The organism is Pedobacter sp. PACM 27299, from assembly GCF_001412655.1.
Lineage (GTDB): Bacteria > Bacteroidota > Bacteroidia > Sphingobacteriales > Sphingobacteriaceae > Pedobacter.
Map to the genome: position 1 here is coordinate 2920424 of NZ_CP012996.1, position 21890 is coordinate 2942313.

Below are 21890 nucleotides of genomic sequence, written 5' to 3' on the forward strand. Positions count from 1 at the left end.
GAGGTAGATCATGAAAATACAGGAGCTTAAAACATCAAAAGCGATCAGTCATACGGCTGCTAGCAATTTGATACCAGCACAACATGAGAAAGCGATATTCCAATTTGAGGATAAGCGTGAGGAAGCTGTGGTGCAAAGAAAGCTGCAGGATGTTGCCAGTGCTTTTAAGCAGCAATCGGTAGCACAGAAGAGTAATCGAACAGGCTTGCCAGATCAATTGAAAAGTGGTATAGAAAATCTTTCCGGGCTTTCGATGGACGATGTAAACGTGCATTATAATTCCAGTAAACCAGCCCAATTACAAGCTCATGCCTATGCACAGGGGACAGAGATCCACCTCGCCGCAGGGCAGGAAAAGCATTTGCCGCATGAAGCCTGGCATGTGGTACAGCAAAAACAAGGTCGGGTAAAAGCGACGGTGCAAATGAAAGGGATAGGTGTAAACAACGATAAGACATTAGAGCATGAAGCCGATGTCATGGGCGCGAAGGCTATTCAAAGTTCCTTAAAAAAGGGTTTAACAGGATGGAGCCCAGGAAACCGTAGCGAAGTAAGGCAAAACAAGTGTGCTGCATGCACGGTAAAAAAAGTTAGTCCGCAAAGAAGAAGTAACCATAAGGTGCTGCAAAGAATGCCCTGTGAAGGAGGTAGAAGTTATTACAGAAAGACACCAGAAGTTTTAGCAAACCACATCAATGCGCAAAGTAAACATGCAATGCCAGTAACCGAGGAAGAAGCTCATTTACTCTGCTGTTCGTTTTGCAAGGCCCAGATGGAAGGGTTCACACCAATGGCAGAAGATGTATTGCGCTGGTCTCCTCGTGCAGAAGAGCTTGGTCATAAAAATAAAGCAGATAGAAATAATGAAACTTTATTTTTTGAAGAATGTTTTTGGCTGGCCTCAGATACTTCCTATTTTGAGCATATAGGGCTGAGCAACCAGGGCGGTATTTTCTTTATCAATCAGGATTTTATGACCAAAGTTTCGAAACAACTCGAGGTACCTAACATCGCTTACCCTGTGCTTCCTAACCGATTAACATATAACAGGGCACAGTTTGTCGCCTCAGCAGTTTACAATGCCATAAAGAAACCTGGGAGTGATGTTAAAGCAAATCAATTGGGAGGTCAGTTGAAAATCCCGGATGTGATTAAATGTGCAGATGGTAAAGTACAGGTCTATGATGTGAAATTTGATTATAAAGGAAGTAATGATGTGCTGAAAAACGCTCAGGCCAATGCTTATAATAAGATTTCTATCGGATTAAAGGGAAGTAAAGCGAGTGCTCAAGCTAAGGATTTGCCCTTAATCACTCAGGAAACCTGCGACTGTGATCCAACTTATGCTTATGAACGTCAAATGGAAATTAATAAAGGCATCGCCAGGCATGCACATCATCCAGCTACAGTTGCGGCCGCTGCAGCTTCAACATCCAGTTTAAGTGACCGTTTGGATGAACTTGGCAAACCGCGATAACCTTAATTTTATCTTGTTGAAATATGAATACCCACCTTGAAAAAGAACAGCTGACTAAAGTTTTTTCGGCTTCAAACGATCACCTTCAGATGAAGCGGAAGGATCAACCGACATTCCAATTTGTAGATAACCGACCGCAAGTGATGGACCAAATCTCAAGACAAGAGATGGCCAATAATAGTCTTCAGGTTAGGTCATCTGCTCAATTAAAGGTCATCCAGCGGCAAGGTCTTGCTCATCATCCGATACAATTAACAAAGGGACGGAATAAGTATTTAGATAAAAGCAGAGATCCTAAACGGAAATTAACACACAAAAGGTCTTTAACTGCTTATGGTAAACTGAATAAATTTGGTAAAAGTCACCAGGGACCACACCGGATCTCACATGTGACGACTAGTGTAATGATTGATGTCGCTCAACAGCAAAATAGAAAATTAAGCAGTTTGCTGAACTCGAAAATCATCATGAGGCCAAGAATAAATAACCATATTCTAAGAGAAGGACTGAGACAGAAAGGGGCGCAGCCAATGACCGCTTTATTGAGAGAGAGGAAAATAGCTTATTTAACCAGATATAAAAGACTTTATGCGAAAGCACAGAGAGGTGACGAAAAGGCCGCGGCGCAATTGATCGAGATGCAGGCGCTACAAACCTACAAGTGGGTAGAGGGCGCAGCCACGCCGGCAGAAATGGCCGGGAAAGGCGAGCGTAGAGGAGTTGCTGCAGATGATCTAGAGAAAGCCCGGCATCTAAAAAAAGGAGAGGAACTGCCAGCAGGTTTAAAAACTGTAGATACTTCTGGAATGAATAAACCTGAAAAAAAAATGCAGGCAGGTAGGTTTAGGCAATATGGTAGGGTTGTGGACAATGAGGCGCTTTCAGATGCTGAATCAGTTGGCAGCGAATCTGATTCTGATGTGGAAATGGAAGAATAATCCTTGTAAATCGTTTTTATAGAAAAAACCGGAGTTACATCTTTTTTTATTAGATTCGGTTTTGCCTAACCTAAATGATGAGCTGTGACCTACTATCCGATGCCGAATTGATAACTGCTTTAAAAGAAGGAGAAGAGCAGGCATTTGGCGAAATTTATGAACGGTACTGGAAGGAGCTTTATCGAAAGGCAAATCATATACTTCAAGATCCAGATGCTGCAGTGGATGTGCTGCAGGATGTTTTTTTGAGTCTTTGGCAGCGACGCGCGCAAGTAGATATTCAGGTCCTAAAACCCTACCTCCATCAGGCTTTAAGGTTTAGTGTGCTTAAAGCAATTCGCAAGCTTAAAACTGACCGGCAATTTTATGAAAGATTAATGGAGGTGACTACGGAAATCATTTCGGAGAACCCTTTGCTCTTTAAAGAACAGCAACAGCTCATCCAAAACTTAATCGATAACCTTCCAGAAGACTGTAAGCAGGCCTTTCTCTTAAGCAGAGAGCAGGAAATGACCTATAAGCAGATTGCCAATCTCTTAAATATATCAGAAAAGACGGTCGAGAAAAGGATTTCTAAGTCCTTAAAAATGATTCGTGCAAGCCTGAATATAGAAACCTGTATCACCATTCTCTTATGGTATGAAATTCATAGATAAAAAAAATGAAAAATCCGTAGGGTAGGAAGGAAGTTTTGGTACCTATAGATATAGCCTATGGACAAGCACAATTTTTTAATCCTGATAGACCGCTATTTAGCCAATGAATCGAGTCCTGCGGAAATTCGGCTGCTGGAAGAATATTATGAAAGGATGGACCGTAAGGGTGCTGCAAAGAACTTTCAGGAACCTGATGGCATTGCGTTAAAAGCTGCAATTATGCAAAGTATAAAACAGGAACCTGTAAATGAGCACCATCCAAAGGTAAGTTATACTAGATTCTGGCTTGGTGCTGCAGCTTCCATTCTGGTCATTATAGGGATTGCCCGATTTATAAATCATAGGCCAGATCCGACTGCAAATCAACTGAATATTCCTGAAGTCGCTTGCTCGAAAGTAATCACACCTGGAGGGAACAAGGCCAGATTGACCTTAAGTGATGGATCTATTTTAGACCTGGATCATATTGCTGATGGGGTTGTCGCAAAACAAGCGGGATTAACCATAAAAAAAGACAGGGATGGCCAGCTGATTTATGTGGTGGCTGCCGGAAATCAGGAGCCCGATAATGGACAGATTCATTACCACACGATAGAGACACCCATTGGTGGGCAATATCAGGTTCGTTTGCCTGATGGAACAGCGGTTTGGCTCAATGCTTCTTCTTCATTGAAATATCCAGCGCAGTTTACTGGTACGGAACGTAAAGTGATGCTCAGCGGGGAAGCTTATTTTGAGGTGTCAAAAATGAAAGATAAGCCTTTTAAAGTGGTCACCGATAGAGAGATTGTAGAGGTCTATGGCACTCATTTTAATGTAAATGCTTATGAAGATGAAAGGGTAACTAGAACTACTTTGCTGGAAGGCAGTGTAAAAGTTAGTCATGGAAACTATTCTGCCCTGTTAAAACCGGGTCAGCAATGCGGAATGGAGAATGGTGCTTTCCAGATTAAGACCGTGAAATTAAAGGGGATTGTAGATTGGAAAAACGGCTACTTCCTTTTCAAAGAAGATAAGATCTATGAGATCATGCGGAAACTATCACGCTGGTATAATATCGATCCTGAATATATTGGAAAATTAGATGACCTGAATTTTAGCGGTAAAATTTCCAGAACGAAAAACCTGAATGAAGTGCTGAAAGTTTTGGCGCTGACAGGTGATGTTAAATTTAAAGTGGAAGGAAGGAGGGTAACCGTTATGCCATGATCCGGCCAGCTAGTAGTCAAAATAAACCCGAAAATGGGCTAACATTTCCGGGATAAAATTTGATTATGCTGTTTGCCGATACCAACAATTGCAAAAATTAACCAAATAAACACCACGTGTCTGCTTGTTTAATGCGCTGAGTGTCAAACAACCTAACTAACCAAATGTATGAAATTTTACGAGTTTAACTTATACAGGATTTCCTGTATAAAAGATAAAATTGCGCTCAAAATCAGGCTCTTTTCGCTCTTGATTTTAAGCTTCTCTGCACAGGCAAACGCCTCAGAATCAATACAGATCACCTTGTCAGAAAAGAATGCTCCACTGGAAGCCGTACTGGAAAAAATAGGGGAGCAAAGTAATTATGATATCATTTTTAATTCTAACCTGATAAAAAAAGCAAAGCCCGTTACTGTTCATGCGAAAAATGTTCCTTTGCTGGACGTATTAGCAGAGTGCTTTCTGGAGCAGCCACTGGGTTATACAGTCTCCACTTCAACAATTGTCGTAAATGAGAAGAAGAATGTGGATATCACCATAACCGGTACGGTTAAAGATGCCTTAGGAAAACCTGTTCCGGGTGCATCTGTGATTGTAAAAGGGATTAAAGGAAGAGGTACCTCTACAAGTGCTAGCGGTAAATTCTCCCTGAGTGTACCGGAAAACGCTATACTGATGGTCTCCGCATTGGGATTTACCCCTATTGAAGTGCCAGTAAACAATCGCAAAACCTTTGAAATTGTCATCAACGAAGAAAAAAATGACCTGAATGAAGTGGTCGTGGTCGGCTATGGAACGATTGAAAAGAAAGACCTGACTAGTGCCGTATCTACGGTGAAACCGAAAGATTTTATTTCGGGCTCTGTAAACCCGCTGCTTTCGATACAAGGTAAGGTCCCGGGCTTAACCATCAGTTCATCCAATGGCAGCGATCCCAATGCCAGTGTATCTGTACAATTGCGTGGGGTCAATTCTATTAATGCCGGACAAGGGCCTTTAATCGTGATAGATGGGGTACCTGGTGGAAATATAAATTCTGTTGCCCGCGAAGATATAGAATCTATTAACGTTTTAAGGGATGCCTCCGCTGCTGCAATTTATGGTACGAGGGCTTCTGGAGGGGTCATCCTGATTACCACTAAAAGAGCAAAAGTAGGTCCAGCTAATATCTCCTTGACCACCGAGCTGTTTACGGAAAGCATCCGCCGACGTCCGGAGTCTTTAAGCGGAGATGAGTTTGTTGAAAAAGGACTGGGTAATGATTTTGGTTCGCGCACAGATTGGTATAAAGAGGTGACCAATACATCACCATTCAGTCAGCGGTATGTGTTAAACGCCAATGGCGGCAGCGAAAATGCACAGGTATATTCGACCCTGACTTATCGGAATGCTCAAGGTATTGCTATAGGTTCAGATAGAAAAGAAATCGGTGGAAGGATCAATACGATTTTCAAGTTCTTTAATGGAAGAGCGCAGCTGAGCACAAATGTCAGCTATAATCATGTAGATGCCAATTTAACGGACAACAATATTTTTAATATGGCTCTGGTACTTAACCCCACTCAAACGCCATATAATGCCGCTGATATTACCGGTCTAAATGTGATGGTGGGAGGTTACGATTATTGGAACCCCTTAGCTGAAGTCAAGCTGCGTATAGATCAGAATCAGCTGAAGTATCTATTGGGGAGTTCAGTATTGAAGGTTGATCTAACGAAAGACCTGTATACCTCAGCGATGATCGCGGTTAAAAACGACAGCGAAAATCCAATTTATTATCGCTCTTCACAGCATCGGATTTCCAGAACTGATGGTGTAGACGGTTATGCCAGACAGGAATACAAACGTTTCACTGACCGAACTTTCGAATGGACTGCCAACTATAATAAGGTGATGGATAAACATAGCATTAATGCAGTAGCAGGTTATTCTTATCAGGATTTTAACGGTCAGGGCTTTAAGGCGGAGAATTCTGATTTTTCGGTAGACGGTGTTGGCGAAAATGATTTGAACAATGGTACATTTCTAACCGATGGAAGAGCAGCTATGAGCTCTTTTAAGGATCCTAGTGTGAAGCTGATTGCTTTTTTTGGTCGGGTAAATTATGCTTATGATAATAAGTATATCATCACCGGAACATTAAGAAGAGAAGGCTCCTCTAAATTTGCTCCGGGTAAGCGATGGGGAACTTTTCCAGGGATATCGATGGCATGGCGTCTTTCTGAAGAACCTTTCATGAAAAGCCTGAAGTTTATCAACGACCTGAAAATCAGAGGAGGGTACGGCGAGACCGGGAATGCTGATTTTAATGCGAATGTTGCGTACAGAATGTATGCCCCGGATGCCTGGTGGTTAGTGGATGGCCAATGGCAGCGTACGTATGGCGTTCGTCACAACCAAAACCCTGACCTTAAATGGGAAGTTAAAAAGGAATATAGTATTGGGCTGGACTTTGCCTTGCTGAACAACAAAATCACCGGACGATTTGATGTCTATAAGCGTAAAGTAAATGACATCATCTATGATATTAATGTTTCTCAGCCACCTGCGATCTATGAAACTACCACGGTGAATATTGGCAGTATGCAAAACAAGGGTTTTGAGGTGGAGTTGAATTGGAATGCGGTAGACCGTGAAGATTTTAAATATACAACAGGAATAGTGATGTCGGGAAATAAAAGCAGCCTGACTTCTCTTTCTGGCAGTCAGACTTTTGCAGATAGAAAAAGTTTTCCAGCACCAGGATCTCCAGGAAATGCAGTCAGACTTTTTCCGGGCCATGATATTGGTGAGTTCTTCCTTTGGCGTGCTGCAGGCTTTACCCAGGAAGGGAATTGGATGCTTTATGATAAAGACGGACAAGCATTTGACGTGACAAAACGGTCTAAGACTATTGCCGACAAGGCCTTTGTAGGGAATGGGATTCCAAAAGTTATTCTTTCCTGGAACCATTCCATCGCCTATAAGAATTTTGATGCCAGTATTTACCTGAGAAGCTGGCTCGGATATGATGTGTTTAATATGATCAATATGTACTATAGCCTCCCAAATGTGCAGGGGCAAAACGTATTGCGTGAAGCTTTTGAAAAGCATAAAGACATTAAAGGAGAGAAGGAATTGAGTGATTACTGGCTTGAAAAAGGGAATTTCCTGAAGGTAGATGCCATCAGTCTTGGCTATACTTTTAAGCAGAACCTGATTAAGCCCTTAAAGAACCTGAGAATATATGCTACGGGTAGAGATTTGTTTGTGCTCACTAAATACAGTGGCCTTGACCCGGAAGTAAATATCAATGGTCTTGATCCCGGCTTTGAAGAGCGAAATGCTTATCCTAAAACCAGGACCTTTATGTTCGGCATACAGGTAGGGCTTTAATCCATGACGAATTCATAAATCTTTCATCAAACAAAAATATATTCTAATGAAGAATAGCATCAATATAAAAATAGGAGTGCTGGTATTATTTCTGGTGATCTCCGGAGGATGTACGAAACTTGATCAGCAGTTTTATGACAAGGTAACACCCGAGACTTTTTTCAAAAGTAAAAAAGACATCATGGCTGCCCTGTATAGGCCATTTACTCATGCCCGATGGTATCTTGGTGATGACCGATGGAGGTTACAGGAATTTACAGCAGATAATTTTGCCATCACCACAAAAGGCCGTCACTGGTATAATGGCGGGGAAAATGAACGCTACCATTACCATCGCTGGACACCAGATGATAACTGGATTTGGGAAACATGGCGTGGGACCCTGATGGGAATCGCCCTTGCGCTGGATGCCAGAAATGATCTTGAAAAACTGGATTATACGAAATTTGCATTGAGCAAAGCTGATCAGGATGACCATGTGAATCAGCTGAACACCTTAATTGCATATTTCTACCTTCGGGGGCTGGATTTTTATGGGGGACTACCAATTTTCGATTCATTGGAGGAACAAGGTGTGTTGCGGAGTTCTGACCTGGAAACTTTTACCCATATTGAAACGCTTTTAAAGAATGCGATTGAAAAGCTGCCTGCAAAAAAAGCCGGAGATAAAGAAGAGGGAGCCATCCGAAAAGCAGGAGCAGCAGCCATGCTGGCCAGCTTGTACTTTAATGCGGAAGCATATATTGGTCGGGATATGTTCGCACAATGCCAGCAGATTGCACAGGATATTGTTGACCATAAGTATGGACAGTATACGGTAGATGCCACATGGAGCGGCCCGCATACTTTTACAAATGATAAATCGCCGGAAATTATCTGGTCAATCCCATCAGAGTTTAATAAACTCGAATACAATTGGTTTTATTCCAATTTCTATCATTATAACAGCAGGCAATATTTTGGTGTAGATATGGGCGCAGATAATGGCGGACACCTGACGCCATCTAGAAAACCTGATGGAACGTTGTACAGTACAGACTTTAAACTGGGCGCTCCATTTGAGAAATTTGATGCCGGAGATCTTCGTAAAAAAGGATATAAATATCTTGGCAGTGGCAGGTATGAAGGGATGTTTATTGTTGGACCACATTTAACGCCTGCAGGGGCGGCCATTAATGGAGGGGAAGAATACAAAGATAAACCATTGAATTTCGTTGATCAGGTAGGTCGTTTTTCTGAGGTTGGAACCGGAAAAAAATATGCTTCCGTCTCTGAACTTCCTTCAAAGATGTCGCAGGGAGAAGAAAATACTGGTGTGAGGCTGGTAAAAGTTCCTATTCCGGGTGATCAGGATAAGAGTTTGAGGTGGGCGGCTGATAATCCGGCAATCCGACTGACAGAGATCTATTATATGCTGGCAGAGTGTAAAATGCGCGCTGGCGATAAGGGAGCTGCAGCAACCTTGATTAATGAGGTAAGGAAGCGCGATTTTGCAAATGGAGTAGATCCTAATCCCGTAACTGTTGCCAATCTTGATGCCAATAGGATGCTGGACGAGTGGAGTATTGAATTTTTAGGAGAGGGTAGACGACGTACTGACCTGATTAGGTGGAAAATGTTTACTGCGGGTACCTGGTGGGATCATCAGCCTTCTGGCTCAGACCATTTAAACAGGTTTCCTGTTCCTACAAAAGCGATTTCCGGAAATAACGGATTAAAACAAAATCCCGGATATTAAGCTAGCTCATAATCATTCATTTAATGCCCCTGGGATTTCATTAATTCAGGGGCATTTTTTTATTAGTCAGGAATCTCATTACCTTGTAGCAGATGAGTTTCAAAACGATCCTATCCGCTATTCTAGTGGCCATATTTGCTTTAATTGGTATGTTCTGTACGCAAAATGCAGATTTAAACTTGGCGTATGCAGCATTCTGCTGTTCAGCCTACGTAATTTTAATTGCACTGCTCTATTTTCATTTTAATACCATTCGTAGAAAGCTAAACCTGCTCCATCAGCCCAACATATTCTTTGAGCTTGCTTATGGATTTGTATTCTACCTCGCTTTTTTAATGTTCTTTCCCGTCTTACTTTTCATAGCTACAATCGGTGATGAGTATGAACATCGGCTGTATGCCGATTTAGGCAATGCCATCGTTGAAATGTTTCCATTGCTTTTAATTCTGAGTATTTTTCTAACGGTTTTTAGCAGTATCATTTTCGTATGGGCCATAAAATCATACAAAAGATTAGTGCCGGTTCTTATCGGTTATGTCATTTTGATGCCAATTATAGAAAGTGTTGCTTCTACAGGTCGGGATCTTAAAAAATCGAAGCAAGCGGCAGAAGATATAGCTTATAACCTTAAAAATGGGGTCTATGAATGGCATGCAGCGATGAGTAACCCCGCGGCTTACCCTGTTCAATTGTACAAAGGGGTTTTTTCTTTTCCAAAAAGGGAACCCTATGAATTTACTTTTAACGAGGGTAATACGGTTAATTACGAAGCAAAATGGGGCGATGATGGAAATGAGACCAGTAAGCAAAAGACCGTATTGCCCAATGGTCTGGATCTTACCTGGTATTCTTTTGCTGAAGACACTTTTTATCGGCTAAATACGCCTATAGATCAAGAAATGCTAAAGTTACTTTTCAGCAAACCTTATCTGGAAAAGAGAGCTAGCCGCAATTTTGAGGAAAAGTATGACGCGATCATTATGGGCTTTGCACCAGGTGGGGTAGTGGTGGTTTGGGCGGGCAGCACTGGTCGCCGTCAGCTAGAAATTGGCCATTATCAAGCTCGAAAAGTAAGGATAACTGAACCTGTTTCTAAGGAGGAGCGCCTGGATTATAATGATGTTTTTAATCCGGAATGGAGAATCAAGGTGTTAACTGATAGTTCCATTATACCTTTAAAGATACAGCGATTGACAAAAGATAAGCCCATTCCTTATGGCTATTGGGATACACTGCGAACAACTTACAATTGGAAACCTACATTCGTGATTTCTCCTGAAATAAAGGTTCATGATGCTGATTTTAGTTTTTACAATGCCGAACGCTATGTGTTTTTTGATGACAGTCTGCTACAGAACACGATAGAAAAACGGGGTGTTCCAGAAGAGGTATACCTCAAATGGTACGATGAAAATGGGAACAGATGCGCTGTGGATTTTGAATTTGATGAAGAGAAAACCTTTAAGCAATTTGATGACTTTTTTAACCGTCAAAAAAATAGCAGTGCAGCAGTAGAATTTAATATCGACCATAAAGCCAAAACGGCAACTGCAACGCTAAAAAACGGAAAGAACCAGCTCTTGCTTTTAGAAACTAAAATCATAGCGTATGGTAAAAATTACTAGTCAATTATTTGTTGTCACTTTATTTATGTAGTTTTATTCTAAATATTAAATATATGTTCCTAATCGCTGTGGGTAGTGTTGAAATTGTATTAATACTATTAGTGCTCTCTATATTATGGGCATTAGGGCGTTATGCCAGAGATACTCGTATAGGCTTTGGTGGTGGTGTTTTGCTCGGGGTTTTATTTACACCAATCATCGCTTTTCTTATTTTATCTATTCTAAAGTCTCAAAGATCTGCAAGATTTCAATGATGTTTAGTTTTTAGCTCAACAGGATAAAATTAGCCATGAAGCAGCATTTCAACTTTTTTACCATTGTATTTCTCCTTGCATTATGCAGTTCTTTGTGTTTTTCCATAGCGGGATTTTGTCAGAATAAACTCATTGTTAAAACAAAAAATGGCTATGTAAAAGGACGTTTAGAAGACCGTTCCCTGGTATTTAAAGGGCTGCCTTACGCTGCAGCACCTGTTGGATCTTTACGTTTCAAACCGCCGCAGGCAGCGAAATCTTGGAGGGATACTTTAAATTGCCTGGAATTTGGGCCAATTGCGGCACAATTTGGAACCGCTCTTTCCCCCCTAAAAGGCGATGAAGATTGCCTTCGATTGAATATCTACAAACCCGACATTACTACAAAAAAGAAGCTGCCGGTAGTGGTTTGGATCCATGGAGGTGCGATGACAGGCGGTTCAGGTATGTTCCAGAACGGTCATGCCTTTTCGGATAGAGACAGTATCATTACGATCACCATTAACTACAGACTAGGGGTATTTGGCTTTCTATATCTGGGCGATATTGATCCGAAGCTAAAAACCTCGGGTAATAATGGTTTGCAGGACTGTATCATGGCACTTCAATGGATCAAAGAAAATATCTCTGCATTTGGTGGTGATGTTTCGCGTATTACCGTAATGGGGGAGTCTGCCGGTGCAAAATTAGCCAGCACACTTTTGGTATCTCCTAAGGCTAAAGGTAAATTCCAGCAGCTGATTCTGGAAAGCGGAAGTGTACAATGCATCCGTGATTCTGTGACCGCTAAAGAAATCCGGAAAAGGTTATTGACTATCTTAAATATTGAGGATCCATCTCAATTGTTAAACCTGCCAGCCGAAGCGTTAATTAAAGCACAGGCTTTAGTTTGCAATGGTGCTGCGGGAACTAATTATTTTGGTCCTGTTGAGGATGGTATGGTCATCAAAGGTGATCCATACGAAGTGATCAGCGAGCAGTCAGATCAGCAGGTCAAACTATTGATTGGGACGAATAAAGAGGAGAGTGTGATGTTTATGGAGATGGATAAGCGTCTTTACCATCCCGCTCCCGAAGTTTTAAGTGCCTGGTTTGGCAAAAACTCTCCTTTAGTGCTGACTGCTTATCAGGATGCAATTAAAGTGGGCTCGGCCGACTCTATAAAGATTCACATCCTGACCCAATACATGTATCAGATGCATTCTTACCGTCTGGCAGAGGCGCTGGCTAAAGCTCGCCGAGAAGTCTGGATGTATCGTTTTGACTATGATCAGGATGGTTCGCCAGCATCACATGCCAAGGAGTTGTCTTTTATCTGGTCTTTAGATGCTGATAAACCTGATAAAGGTTTGGATGGCCGTCAAAAATTAACTTATCAGATGCACAGCGCCTGGGTGAACTTTATAAAATCGGGCTCTCCAGGACAGATTAATGAGCATGACTGGCTCCCTTATCAATTCGATCATAAAAATGTGATGCGGTTTGATGCGATCTCTAGGCCAGTCTTATTTGAAACTATTTTTAATGACGAGAATTATCCAAGTGCTGGATTTATACTCGATAACTGATTTTTAAATTCAAATTTAAACACTCTTTTATGAAACACTTTATCCTATTCGCTTTGCTCTTGATTTCTTCTCATAGTTTTTCACAAGAGAAAAGTATTAAAAAAGAAAAATGGCATTGGAACAATGCCTCTAAACAAGATACTGTTGCAGGTTATGCTCAGGTTTTAAAAGTTGACAATATCCTTTACATTTCTGGCGCTGTGACAAATGACATCAGTCCTGAAGGCATTATGTCTGTTTATAACGCTTTAAAGGCTTCACTATCCAGTTATGGTGCCACCTTTGAAAATGTGGTTAAAGAAAATTTATATACAACAGATATTGAGGCGGTGAAAAAGTATAATTATGCGCGTAAGAAATTTTATAACAAGGACTTTCCAGCAGCCACATGGGTGCAAATAGCGCGACTATATATGCCGGAATCTAAGTTAGAGATTGAATTGATTGCACATTTGCCTAAATAACCTGGGAATATCCTTCAGCTATTTTACAAAATAGAATACTATCTTCGGAAATAAATGATGATCAATCCAGGTTTATATTGTTTGTGCTGTTAATTTCAGACTGTGACTAAAATAAAAAGAATCACCCCAACAGATTTCAGGGGACAGTTTATGTCAGAGATGTCAACTGATTTTGCGGTTTTGAAGACGGCTATTCAGATCCATGATATCGCAAAAACATCTAGTTTTATTAAAGTGCCTACGCCTTTGCATAGGCCGGAATACAATTTCATCGTTCATATTACCAAGGGGAGTGCAAAACAGCAGGTAGATGCAAACTTAGTCTCCATTAAAGCGCATGAAATTTTGTTTGTCAGGCAAGGCAATGTAACTTCATTAAAAGAGGTGAGTCCGGATGCCGCTGGGCATATCATTTTGTTTGAAGATCAGACACTGAATCAACTCTTATCAAAGCAGGAACTCATTAAGCTCTTTTCTGCTAATATCGTTATTCACTTACAGGAGGAGAGCAGTACCTGGCTAGCCTCTTTATTTGAACTTTTGAATATTGAAATTTACTACCCAAATCCAAACCTTGGGATCTGTTATTCGCTGCTGCAGGCGGATTTACAGAAAATCTTCAGCTCAAGTAAAGAACTGAGTAAAAGTATAAGCCGGAGTGCCGAAATCACTTTTAGTTTTAAGGAACTGGTTTATAAAAACTACCTACAGCATCAATCGATTTTATTCTATGCCTCAGCGCTAGCTGTTTCAGAAAACTATCTCCATAGGTGTATCAAGGAAACTATCGGGGAGAGTCCAAAGGAATGGATCAATAAAGTGAGTATCCTGCAAAGTCAGTTGCTTTTACAAGATATGACTAAGAGCATCTCAGAAATAGCTTTTGAGCTGAATTATGGGGATCCCAGTTATTTTGGACGGCTCTTTAAAAAGATAACAGGCGTAACTCCTTCGGAGTACCGAATTGCCTTTATGCAGGATTTGTCCGAGTAAAGAGTGGTTTAGTTTTAAAGCAATTCTTGTTTTCAGTCCACCTTTGTGTCATTAAACTCAAAGAAAATGAAAACGTTAATTGCTGTTAGAAATTCGGGTATCAGGAGTCATCTCCAAACCAAAGATTATTGTAGGTACCAGGGACTGACCAAATGGTCATGTCTTTGTATCGCCATTTTAACGCTCCTTTATTCAAGTAAAAGTTTCGGCCAGATTATTCAGGATGTAGGTGGTGCTGCAGTCACTATTCATGCTAAAACTAGCTTTAAAGATTTACCCTTAGAAAGTGCTTTCTCAGGCAATAAGTTTCAATTGAGTACTTATGATGCCTGGCTACCTATTCCTCCTTTCAAAATTGGTAGGACGAGTATTTTCAGTAACCTGAATTATCGTTTGATGGATTTCAGTTATGACCATAACAGCGTAGATGATCCAAACCAGCTGAAGAGCATTCAGGAGATAAAATCAGTAATTATTATCAGACATCCTATTTCGAGTAAGTGGTCTGTTTTGGGTATAGGGATGCCAACGCTTGCGGCGGATTTTAAAAAGCCAGTTTCCTTTGATGATTTGATCCTGGACGGAATACTCGGCTTATCTAAAAAGTTCGGTGCTGAATCGAATCTAGAAATTGGATTTGGGGTTCATGTACTGCATTCTTTTGGAGAGACTTTGATCACTCCTGGGATTTCAATTGATTATCGAAGTACCAGCAATAAGTGGTTAGCGCAGTTTTATTGGCCGAGATTGAATGTCCTTTATAATGTGAGCGAAAATACCCAGGTTGGATTGGCTGGTTCAATAGACTGGACCCGTTTTAATCTGAAAAATTATAGCGGTTATAATGGTAAGGAAGTCGATTATGCTCAGTTTTCCAGCATTCATGGCGGTTTGCAGGTCCATCAACGTTTGATAGGTGCGATCTGGATTCAGGCACAGGCAGGAATGGGACTGCTGAATCGTTATGAATTGTTTGATATGAAACAAAAAACGGTGAATGATTTCTCTATTTCGAATATGGCTTATGGAAAAGCGGGATTGACTTATCGTATGGGTAGGAGGAACTAGATTAAAGTCTTATGAAAAATAGAAATGATCATTCTTCAGCATTTAACTTGCGTTCCTTAATCCTTGCAGCTGTACCAGCTTATGTATTTCCAGCCTTAATGTCATTTACATCTGGTTATTTTCTTCAAAAAAATGAGCTCATGTCGGCTAGTTATATCAGTATCGGTTTGTCTTCTTTATTGTCTACCGTATTTAGTTTTATTTTACTCTGGCAATTTGAATCCAGGCAGATTTTAGCCCATAGGAAATTGTTCAGGTCTCTCCTCATCGTCATGTTAATGATTAGTCTGGGGATGTTATGTTCAACAATACTCAACCTTCAAGCAGAATGCTTTAATATCACATTTTCTGCCTTTCTGGGGGCAGCAATATTAACCATCCGTCATCAGGTAAAAAAATCATGAATAGGAGTAAGATTAAACCAACCATAGTAGTTTTTGGATGCACTGGAACTGTTGGTGCCGAAGTAATGCGGCAACTGAGTAGTGCTGATTGTCGGGCAAGAGGAGTGCTGAGGAACCCTGAACGTGCATATCCAGTTCAGATTGATAAAGGCCAATCGAATGTCAGCTATTTAAGTGCGGACCTAAATTCAGTCAAGGAGCTGAAAAAGGCTTGTTTTGGAGGAGATGGATTGTTTCTTTTAACGGCAACTTCTCCAGATCAGGTGGTACATGAAATCAATATTATTGACGCGGCCAGACAAAGCGGTATAAAAAGGATCGTCAAGTTGTCTGCTCCGGTGGTTCAGTTGCCAGCGAAGGTTGAGGTGAGTGAATGGCATCGTAAAATTGACGATTATATTTCAGGAAATATAGCGGATTATTGTTGCCTGAGACCTCATTCCTTTATGCAGAATTGGGAGCGAAATACTTTTACCATCCGGTATTTTAGTAAGATATATGGTGCATTAGGGAATGCTCCAAGAAATTATATTGACTGTCGGGATGTAGCAAGCGTAGCTGTAAATTATTTATTAGCAAGTGATGCATTAAAAGATCGGTCGGTTGTCTTGGCGGGGCCTGAGGCCATTACGAATATGGAAATGGCAGCGAAGTTATCAAGGGTAACAGGGCGTGAAATTGAATATCTGGACATTAAGCCTGAAGAGTTGCTGAGTCAATTCATCAACAAAGCGAAATTACCAGAATGGCTGGCCACTCATCTTGTAGAACTTGATGATTTGGCCATTAAAGTTCCCGAACCGGAGCAGGATACAATTACCAACTTAATTCTGAGGAGACCAGGTATCATGGATGAATACTTGCAGGAAAAACGGCATCTTTTTACCAGAAAGCCGCTTTGGAAGCTGCTGTTCTAATTTTTCTATAGCATAAGCATTATGTATTGGGAAAGAAATACTTTGCTCCCTGAGGAATTTAAATGACAGCAGTTAATAATAGTTGGTCATTGACTGATGTTCTTTGTATTTTTTGTCAGTTGAAGTTAAATTTTTTCTTATTTTAGTTAACAACACCTAATATTCTAACCAAAGCTAATGTATGGGCCGGAGACGCTACTTTCTGATTTTTTGTATTCTGGCAATTTTTGTATTTGCAGCTGTGCAATGCACACAGGTAGAAAGTAAAAGTAACGACAGTAGGGGGCCGGCCTATGCGGGAAGTGCTACCTGTGTCAGCTGTCATAAAGACCTTACAAAGTCAGCACTCCACAATTCCCATTTTAATGCTTCAAAAATGCTGACTAAGCCTAATTCTGCCGACAGCCTGCATATTCCTGATGGGGAGTTTATTTTTAATGAAAAGACTAAAATGTTGGTAAAAAACCGACCTGATGGTCTTTATCAGACTGCTATGATCAATGGAGTTGATCGAAAAACGGAACATACAGCTATGGTTTTTGGTGCAGGACACAAGGCGTATACTTTTGCCTTTTGGTATGGCAATCAGCTGATGCAAATGCCATTGAACTATCTGACGCAAGAGCAGCAATGGGTAAACAGTCCGGGTTTTCCTGCGGAACAGATTTATTTTGGCAGAACAATCGATCTGCGTTGTTTAGAGTGCCATGGTTCTTTCGCGGAGAAAAAGCCAGTCCAGAGTACTGGTTTTTCAGTTCAGGAAGAATATGTTAAAAATTCCCTCATTGCTGGGATAGATTGTGAGCGCTGCCATGGTCCTGCGGCCCAGCATGTCAACTTTCATCAGGAAAACCCGGAAGTGAAAACGGCCAAATTTATGGTGAATTATAAGCAACTGGCATTAACACAAAGGGTAGATGCATGTGGGATATGCCATTCGGGCGTAGGCATTCAATCGCTGAGTTCTATGTTTAGTTTTAAGCCTGGGGATACGTTAAAAACCTTACCTGAATATAGTGTTTATCGAGGTGAAGATCCTGATGTACACGGCAAACAAAAGCAATTGCTGGAGGCGAGTTTATGTTATAAAATTGGTAAGGCAGAATGTGTGACCTGTCACGATGTACATGATAATAATAAACCTAGTCCGGCAATTTATTCTGCTAAATGCATCAGTTGTCACCAGGATGTGAAGCATGATGCCTTGAAAGAGAAGAATAAGGCAATACTCGCAAAGAACTGTATTGACTGTCACATGCCGATTAAAGAATCTCATGCTATTGCTTTTCAGCTGAGCAACAGTAAAGAAAAGATACCTTATAAGTTACGTACGCATCGTATTGCGATTTACAAAGATTTGGTAAAGGCCAAATGAATTCTATAAGTCTAATCTTGTAATTTGTTAGGCTCCGAGGGAAAAGAAGTCTTCATTAGTTACTTTTACAATTTTTTCATTGGCACCAAAGTTGTAAACGTAAACTTGTACATCCCGATCTTTTTTACTTTTATAGGTTTTTACAGCTACAAAACGTTCATGAACCTTTTTACCATCACTGCCATCTCCTTCGTAACTTCCTTTGAAAAAGTAACACTTTCCTTAGTTTTTACATTGTATGTGGTCGATTTGCTTTCTAAGTTCTCTGGCAATAAATAAAATCAAGTTTGTAAAAGTGTATTTACCTTATCCCTATATAGGGAATCTTGTTTAAATAGTGCTGTTTATTTCCTTGACAATAAGGTGTTTATTTTTTTCCTAACCATTGGAGTCTCTTTTATGGACAAAGACTTTTTGAAATATTCAAGCGCTTTTGATTTATTGCCCATTGCCAGAAAATAGTCGCCGTAGGAATCATAGACCAGATCACTTTCAGGATAATTGGTCACATTTATTTTAAATATTTCTTCAGCTTTGGCATATTGTTTTTGCTTCAAAAAATCAGAGCCAAGTTCGTTTGTCACATCTTCAGGTGGGGTAACCTGATAGCCCAACATCTTTGATACTTCCTGATAATGTTTAATCAAGTCTATCGTCGGGTCTGTCAGGTTTTTGCGAGCAGGATTAAAACGATACTTGTCGAAGATGAAACGCAAAGCATCATATGTCACGATTAGTGGGATGGAACCGTGGTCTTCATTGCCGTAATATTTACTTTCATATCTTAACCCGTTTTGTTTTTCCTCTTTTATATATTGGTCTAAATTAAGAATTGAACGAATGTGCCTGGTTCGTTTAGTGGTGTCGCTTCGGACGGTGCTGATATCCATGCCTTCTCTCAAGGTATTTGCAATTCCTAAATACACTGCGGTTCCGGAAAAATCCTTTTCTCTTAGCACGTTCTTAGTGGTCTTTAACAAATTCATTTCATCCCACCACATGCTTGGGTCTATAGATATGTACGAATTGAACAGTTTGGTATGGTTTATTGCTACATTCATTACTGTTAAGCCTCCAAATGAATGTCCATTTAATATTTTGTAAGGTTGTGTAGGGTATAAGGAATCAATATGTGGTATCAATTCCTTTTCAATAAATGAAACAAATCGTTCGCCACCCCCAGTCGTCTTCAACATTAAACTGTCGGTATAGGGGGGAGCAGGATTTACATGTGTGGGTGTCAGGTCTCTGATTCTATCCGTATTTGGGATGCCAACTACCATCATTTCTGGACAAATGGTATTACCTATTCCCTGACTGAGGTGCTGAATTATACCTACTACTGAATAAAAATGGTCCTCACCATCCAATAAATACAATACTGGGTATCGTTGTTTAGAATCAGGGGTCCAGCTACTTGGTACATGAACCCAGATTTTTCTTTGTTCATTCAGAATTTTCGATTGAATGCTGTCTATTGTTCCAATGGTTACCCTATTGTCCTTTTGAGCCAGGGCACACAGGGAGAAAAAAGCAGTAAAAACGGAAAGTATTAATTTTTTCATTGTAGGAGTATGGTTTGGTTAGCTAGGCCTAAGCATTAGGAATAGAACTGTTTTGAGTATTCTTTTTCCGCATTTAAATGTTTAGATCAGAAATTTGAGATCGAGAAAGATTGCTGTTTTAGTATATCTAAGATAGTGGTTTTCAATTGGATTTATAATGCTATTAGCTGAAACAATAATCAGCCATCGCTATTTTCGTTCTAATTGATTGCGCTCTTCTTTAAAAGGCTGGTTGCTTATTAGTAAAAGGTGTTTCCTATGGCTTTCCAATTTAATTTTTATTATTGCTGATAAATTCAATAACTTGTATTCTTTATGGCCAATTATAGCACCTATACTGATAACGAGTTGATTGCTTTATGGAAAGAAGGTAATGATGCCGTTTTTAGAGAAATTTATCTGCGATATGATAAGCTGCTTTACTTATATGCCTATAAAAAGCTCAGAAACAGAGAAGAGTCTAAAGATGTGGTACAGGATTCTTTTACCTGGCTCTTAAATCACCGCAATGAGATTCAGCTTAGCTCTAGCTTATCCGGATATCTTTATAAAACGGTCCTTCATCAAATTCTGGATATCTTTAAACATAAGGGTATCATTAAAAGATATGTCGAAAGTGGGGAATATTATATTGAACTCGATTCTCCGGAAGCAGATTACCTGATTCGGGAAAAAGATATCGCTACTTTAATAGAGAACGAAATTGCAGCCATGCCTCCTAAGATGAGGGAGATCTATACGCTGAAAAAAAGAGAGTTTTTAAGTACCAAAGAAATTGCGGGACAATTAGGCCTCTCCGTACATACTGTATCCACCCAACTTAAACGCGCACTCAAGCACCTTAAGGTGAAATTGGGAACTATAGTATTCGTTCTATGGATTCTTTCCTGAAAATTATTAATCTGTATATCAGTTAATTACATTATTTATTCTTTTTTTTTTATAGTGGATGTACCTAATCCATGATCCTGAATCGCCTTTACTTATTGTTGAGCCATAAGCGCAAAGAATTCAATGAAGAAAGACATAAAAAAAGTATTGGATAAGGTAAGTTCAGGGAATGCTAGTCCTGAAGAAGAAACTATGGCCAGACTTTGGCTGCATCAACTCCACCAGAATGATGAAGCCGCACTTTCAGAAGCAGAACTTAATGAGGTCAGCGACGAGATGTGGGCATCGCTGGAAAAGAACAGAAAACAATCCTCGCCTAGAACCGGAAAGTTATGGCCTTATATTTCGGCTGCAGCGTCGCTGGTATTGGTGGCGGGTATGGCTTTATATTTTTATAAATACCAGTCATCTGCTCCTGTAAAGGCTCCTCAACAATATTCAAATGATGTACCCGCAGGGAGCAACAAAGCGTACCTCACCTTAACCAACGGAAAGAAAATTCTGCTGAGCACTGCGGCTAACGGAATGCTTGCAGAGGAGGGAGGGATAAAGATTACGAAAACTGCGGATGGGCAACTGGTGTATACCATTGCTGATGAGGGAAAGAAAACAACCGGAAAATACAACCGCATCGAAACACCCATTGGAGGTCAATATGAACTGCAATTGCCGGATGGCACCAGGGTCTGGCTAAATGCAGCCTCTTCCTTAAAATATCCGGCCTCCTTTTATGGACTAAGTCAGCGGAGCGTAGAATTGATTGGAGAAGCATACTTCGAAGTAGCAAAAGATAAAACGAAGCCATTCGTGGTGAAAAGTAAAGGTCAGGAAGTGGAAGTTTTGGGAACCCATTTCGATGTGAATGCCTATCCGGATGAGCAGAGCATCAAGACTACCCTGATAGAAGGCTCTGTGAAATTAAACGGTCAGCTTACTTTAAAACCTGGTGAGCAATCGGTGCTGAGGGATGGAAAATTCAATGTGAAAGAGGTGAATGCAGTTGATGCTGCCGACTGGAAAAATGGCGAATTTGTATTCACGAATGAATCTTTAACCAGTATTCTGAAGAAAGCTGCCCGCTGGTATGGTGTCGATATTGTCTATACAAACGACCTCATCATAGTACCTACATTTTCGGGTTCTGTTTCCCGTTCTGAAAATATTTCCAGTGTTTTAAATATGTTAGAAGAAACCAGTAATGTCCGCTTTTCCATAGCTGGAAAACAAATACGCGTAACTACCAAATAAGAATATATAACCAGGACCTAACCATTCCGATCGTTAAACAACCTAACCGTCAACAACTAACCAAATCACATGAAAAGAACCAAACACAAAGCAAGTTAATACTTCAGGAGGTTTTTAAGAAAAAA

The 21890-nt window shown here is 40.4% G+C and carries 17 protein-coding genes; 16 read left to right on the forward strand and 1 reads right to left on the reverse strand.

Annotated elements, in window-relative coordinates; all coding sequences use genetic code 11:
* Positions 1-10 precede the first annotated feature (10 nt).
* The 14 genes from AQ505_RS26050 (at position 11) to AQ505_RS12290 (ending at position 18061) form a co-directional block, all read left to right on the forward strand.
* Positions 11-1477, forward strand: coding sequence for an eCIS core domain-containing protein (locus AQ505_RS26050; RefSeq protein WP_082461518.1), 1467 nt, complete (start codon positions 11-13; stop codon positions 1475-1477).
* A gap of 23 nt (positions 1478-1500) precedes the next feature.
* A complete protein-coding gene (locus tag AQ505_RS12225; protein ID WP_062548438.1) occupies positions 1501-2415 on the forward strand; it encodes a hypothetical protein in 915 nt (304 codons plus the stop codon).
* Positions 2416-2489: 74 nt separating this feature from the next.
* Positions 2490-3071 (forward strand): RNA polymerase sigma factor, encoded by a 582-nt coding sequence (locus AQ505_RS12230; RefSeq protein WP_062548439.1) that lies wholly within the window; start codon positions 2490-2492, stop codon positions 3069-3071.
* Between the two features lie 57 nt (positions 3072-3128).
* On the forward strand, positions 3129-4280 hold the full coding sequence (locus AQ505_RS12235) for a FecR family protein (protein ID WP_062548440.1): 1152 nt from the start codon (positions 3129-3131) through the stop codon (positions 4278-4280).
* A 168-nt stretch (positions 4281-4448) separates the two neighbouring features.
* On the forward strand, positions 4449-7655 hold the full coding sequence (locus AQ505_RS12240) for a SusC/RagA family TonB-linked outer membrane protein (RefSeq protein WP_062548441.1): 3207 nt from the start codon (positions 4449-4451) through the stop codon (positions 7653-7655).
* A 46-nt stretch (positions 7656-7701) separates the two neighbouring features.
* Entirely contained in the window at positions 7702-9393 is a 1692-nt protein-coding gene (locus AQ505_RS12245) for a RagB/SusD family nutrient uptake outer membrane protein (RefSeq protein WP_062548442.1), read from the forward strand.
* Between the two features lie 92 nt (positions 9394-9485).
* A complete protein-coding gene (locus AQ505_RS12250) occupies positions 9486-11018 on the forward strand; it encodes a DUF2931 family protein (RefSeq protein WP_062548443.1) in 1533 nt (510 codons plus the stop codon).
* Positions 11019-11307: 289 nt separating this feature from the next.
* Positions 11308-12840, forward strand: a complete 1533-nt coding sequence (locus AQ505_RS12260; protein WP_062548445.1) for a carboxylesterase/lipase family protein — start codon at positions 11308-11310, stop codon at positions 12838-12840.
* Positions 12841-12869: 29 nt separating this feature from the next.
* Positions 12870-13304: a RidA family protein gene (locus AQ505_RS12265; protein ID WP_062548446.1), complete on the forward strand. Its 435-nt coding sequence runs from the start codon at positions 12870-12872 to the stop codon at positions 13302-13304.
* A gap of 102 nt (positions 13305-13406) precedes the next feature.
* Positions 13407-14297, forward strand: a complete 891-nt coding sequence (locus AQ505_RS12270) for a helix-turn-helix domain-containing protein (RefSeq protein WP_062548447.1) — start codon at positions 13407-13409, stop codon at positions 14295-14297.
* Positions 14298-14363: 66 nt separating this feature from the next.
* Positions 14364-15365, forward strand: a complete 1002-nt coding sequence (locus AQ505_RS12275; RefSeq protein ID WP_062548448.1) for a DUF6268 family outer membrane beta-barrel protein — start codon at positions 14364-14366, stop codon at positions 15363-15365.
* 11 nt (positions 15366-15376) lie between these two features.
* A complete protein-coding gene (locus AQ505_RS12280) occupies positions 15377-15769 on the forward strand; it encodes a hypothetical protein (protein WP_062548449.1) in 393 nt (130 codons plus the stop codon).
* On the forward strand, positions 15766-16686 hold the full coding sequence (locus AQ505_RS12285) for an NmrA family NAD(P)-binding protein (protein ID WP_062548450.1): 921 nt from the start codon (positions 15766-15768) through the stop codon (positions 16684-16686). Before AQ505_RS12280 ends, AQ505_RS12285 begins: the two co-directional genes overlap by 4 nt.
* 181 nt (positions 16687-16867) lie before the next feature.
* Positions 16868-18061: a cytochrome c3 family protein gene (locus AQ505_RS12290; protein ID WP_062548451.1), complete on the forward strand. Its 1194-nt coding sequence runs from the start codon at positions 16868-16870 to the stop codon at positions 18059-18061.
* A 344-nt stretch (positions 18062-18405) separates the two neighbouring features.
* Here the strand turns inward: AQ505_RS12290 and AQ505_RS12300 are convergent, their stop codons facing one another.
* Positions 18406-19626 carry an alpha/beta hydrolase-fold protein gene (locus AQ505_RS12300; protein ID WP_062548453.1) on the reverse strand — a complete coding sequence of 407 codons (1221 nt, stop codon included), beginning with the start codon at positions 19624-19626 and terminating at the stop codon, positions 18406-18408.
* Between the two features lie 315 nt (positions 19627-19941).
* Between AQ505_RS12300 and AQ505_RS12305 the strand changes: the two genes are divergently transcribed.
* Both AQ505_RS12305 and AQ505_RS12310 read left to right on the forward strand, forming a co-directional pair.
* On the forward strand, positions 19942-20517 hold the full coding sequence (locus tag AQ505_RS12305; protein WP_062548454.1) for an RNA polymerase sigma factor: 576 nt from the start codon (positions 19942-19944) through the stop codon (positions 20515-20517).
* 123 nt (positions 20518-20640) lie between these two features.
* Entirely contained in the window at positions 20641-21765 is a 1125-nt protein-coding gene (locus tag AQ505_RS12310) for a FecR family protein (protein ID WP_062548455.1), read from the forward strand.
* The last annotated feature ends 125 nt before the right edge of the window (positions 21766-21890 follow it).

Excerpts from the sequence above, each read along its gene's own strand:
- AQ505_RS26050 (WP_082461518.1), top strand. The coding sequence starts at position 11 with ATGAAAATACAGGAGCTTAAAACATCAAAAGCGATCAGTCATACGGCT.
- AQ505_RS12225 (WP_062548438.1), top strand. The coding sequence starts at position 1,501 with ATGAATACCCACCTTGAAAAAGAACAGCTGACTAAAGTTTTTTCGGCT.
- AQ505_RS12230 (WP_062548439.1), top strand. The coding sequence starts at position 2,490 with ATGATGAGCTGTGACCTACTATCCGATGCCGAATTGATAACTGCTTTA.
- AQ505_RS12235 (WP_062548440.1), top strand. The coding sequence starts at position 3,129 with ATGGACAAGCACAATTTTTTAATCCTGATAGACCGCTATTTAGCCAAT.
- AQ505_RS12240 (WP_062548441.1), top strand. The coding sequence starts at position 4,449 with ATGAAATTTTACGAGTTTAACTTATACAGGATTTCCTGTATAAAAGAT.
- AQ505_RS12245 (WP_062548442.1), top strand. The coding sequence starts at position 7,702 with ATGAAGAATAGCATCAATATAAAAATAGGAGTGCTGGTATTATTTCTG.
- AQ505_RS12250 (WP_062548443.1), top strand. The coding sequence starts at position 9,486 with ATGAGTTTCAAAACGATCCTATCCGCTATTCTAGTGGCCATATTTGCT.
- AQ505_RS12260 (WP_062548445.1), top strand. The coding sequence starts at position 11,308 with ATGAAGCAGCATTTCAACTTTTTTACCATTGTATTTCTCCTTGCATTA.
- AQ505_RS12265 (WP_062548446.1), top strand. The coding sequence starts at position 12,870 with ATGAAACACTTTATCCTATTCGCTTTGCTCTTGATTTCTTCTCATAGT.
- AQ505_RS12275 (WP_062548448.1), top strand. The coding sequence starts at position 14,364 with ATGAAAACGTTAATTGCTGTTAGAAATTCGGGTATCAGGAGTCATCTC.
- AQ505_RS12280 (WP_062548449.1), top strand. The coding sequence starts at position 15,377 with ATGAAAAATAGAAATGATCATTCTTCAGCATTTAACTTGCGTTCCTTA.
- AQ505_RS12285 (WP_062548450.1), top strand. The coding sequence starts at position 15,766 with ATGAATAGGAGTAAGATTAAACCAACCATAGTAGTTTTTGGATGCACT.
- AQ505_RS12290 (WP_062548451.1), top strand. The coding sequence starts at position 16,868 with ATGGGCCGGAGACGCTACTTTCTGATTTTTTGTATTCTGGCAATTTTT.
- AQ505_RS12300 (WP_062548453.1), bottom strand. The coding sequence starts at position 19,626 with ATGAAAAAATTAATACTTTCCGTTTTTACTGCTTTTTTCTCCCTGTGT.
- AQ505_RS12305 (WP_062548454.1), top strand. The coding sequence starts at position 19,942 with ATGGCCAATTATAGCACCTATACTGATAACGAGTTGATTGCTTTATGG.
- AQ505_RS12310 (WP_062548455.1), top strand. The coding sequence starts at position 20,641 with ATGAAGAAAGACATAAAAAAAGTATTGGATAAGGTAAGTTCAGGGAAT.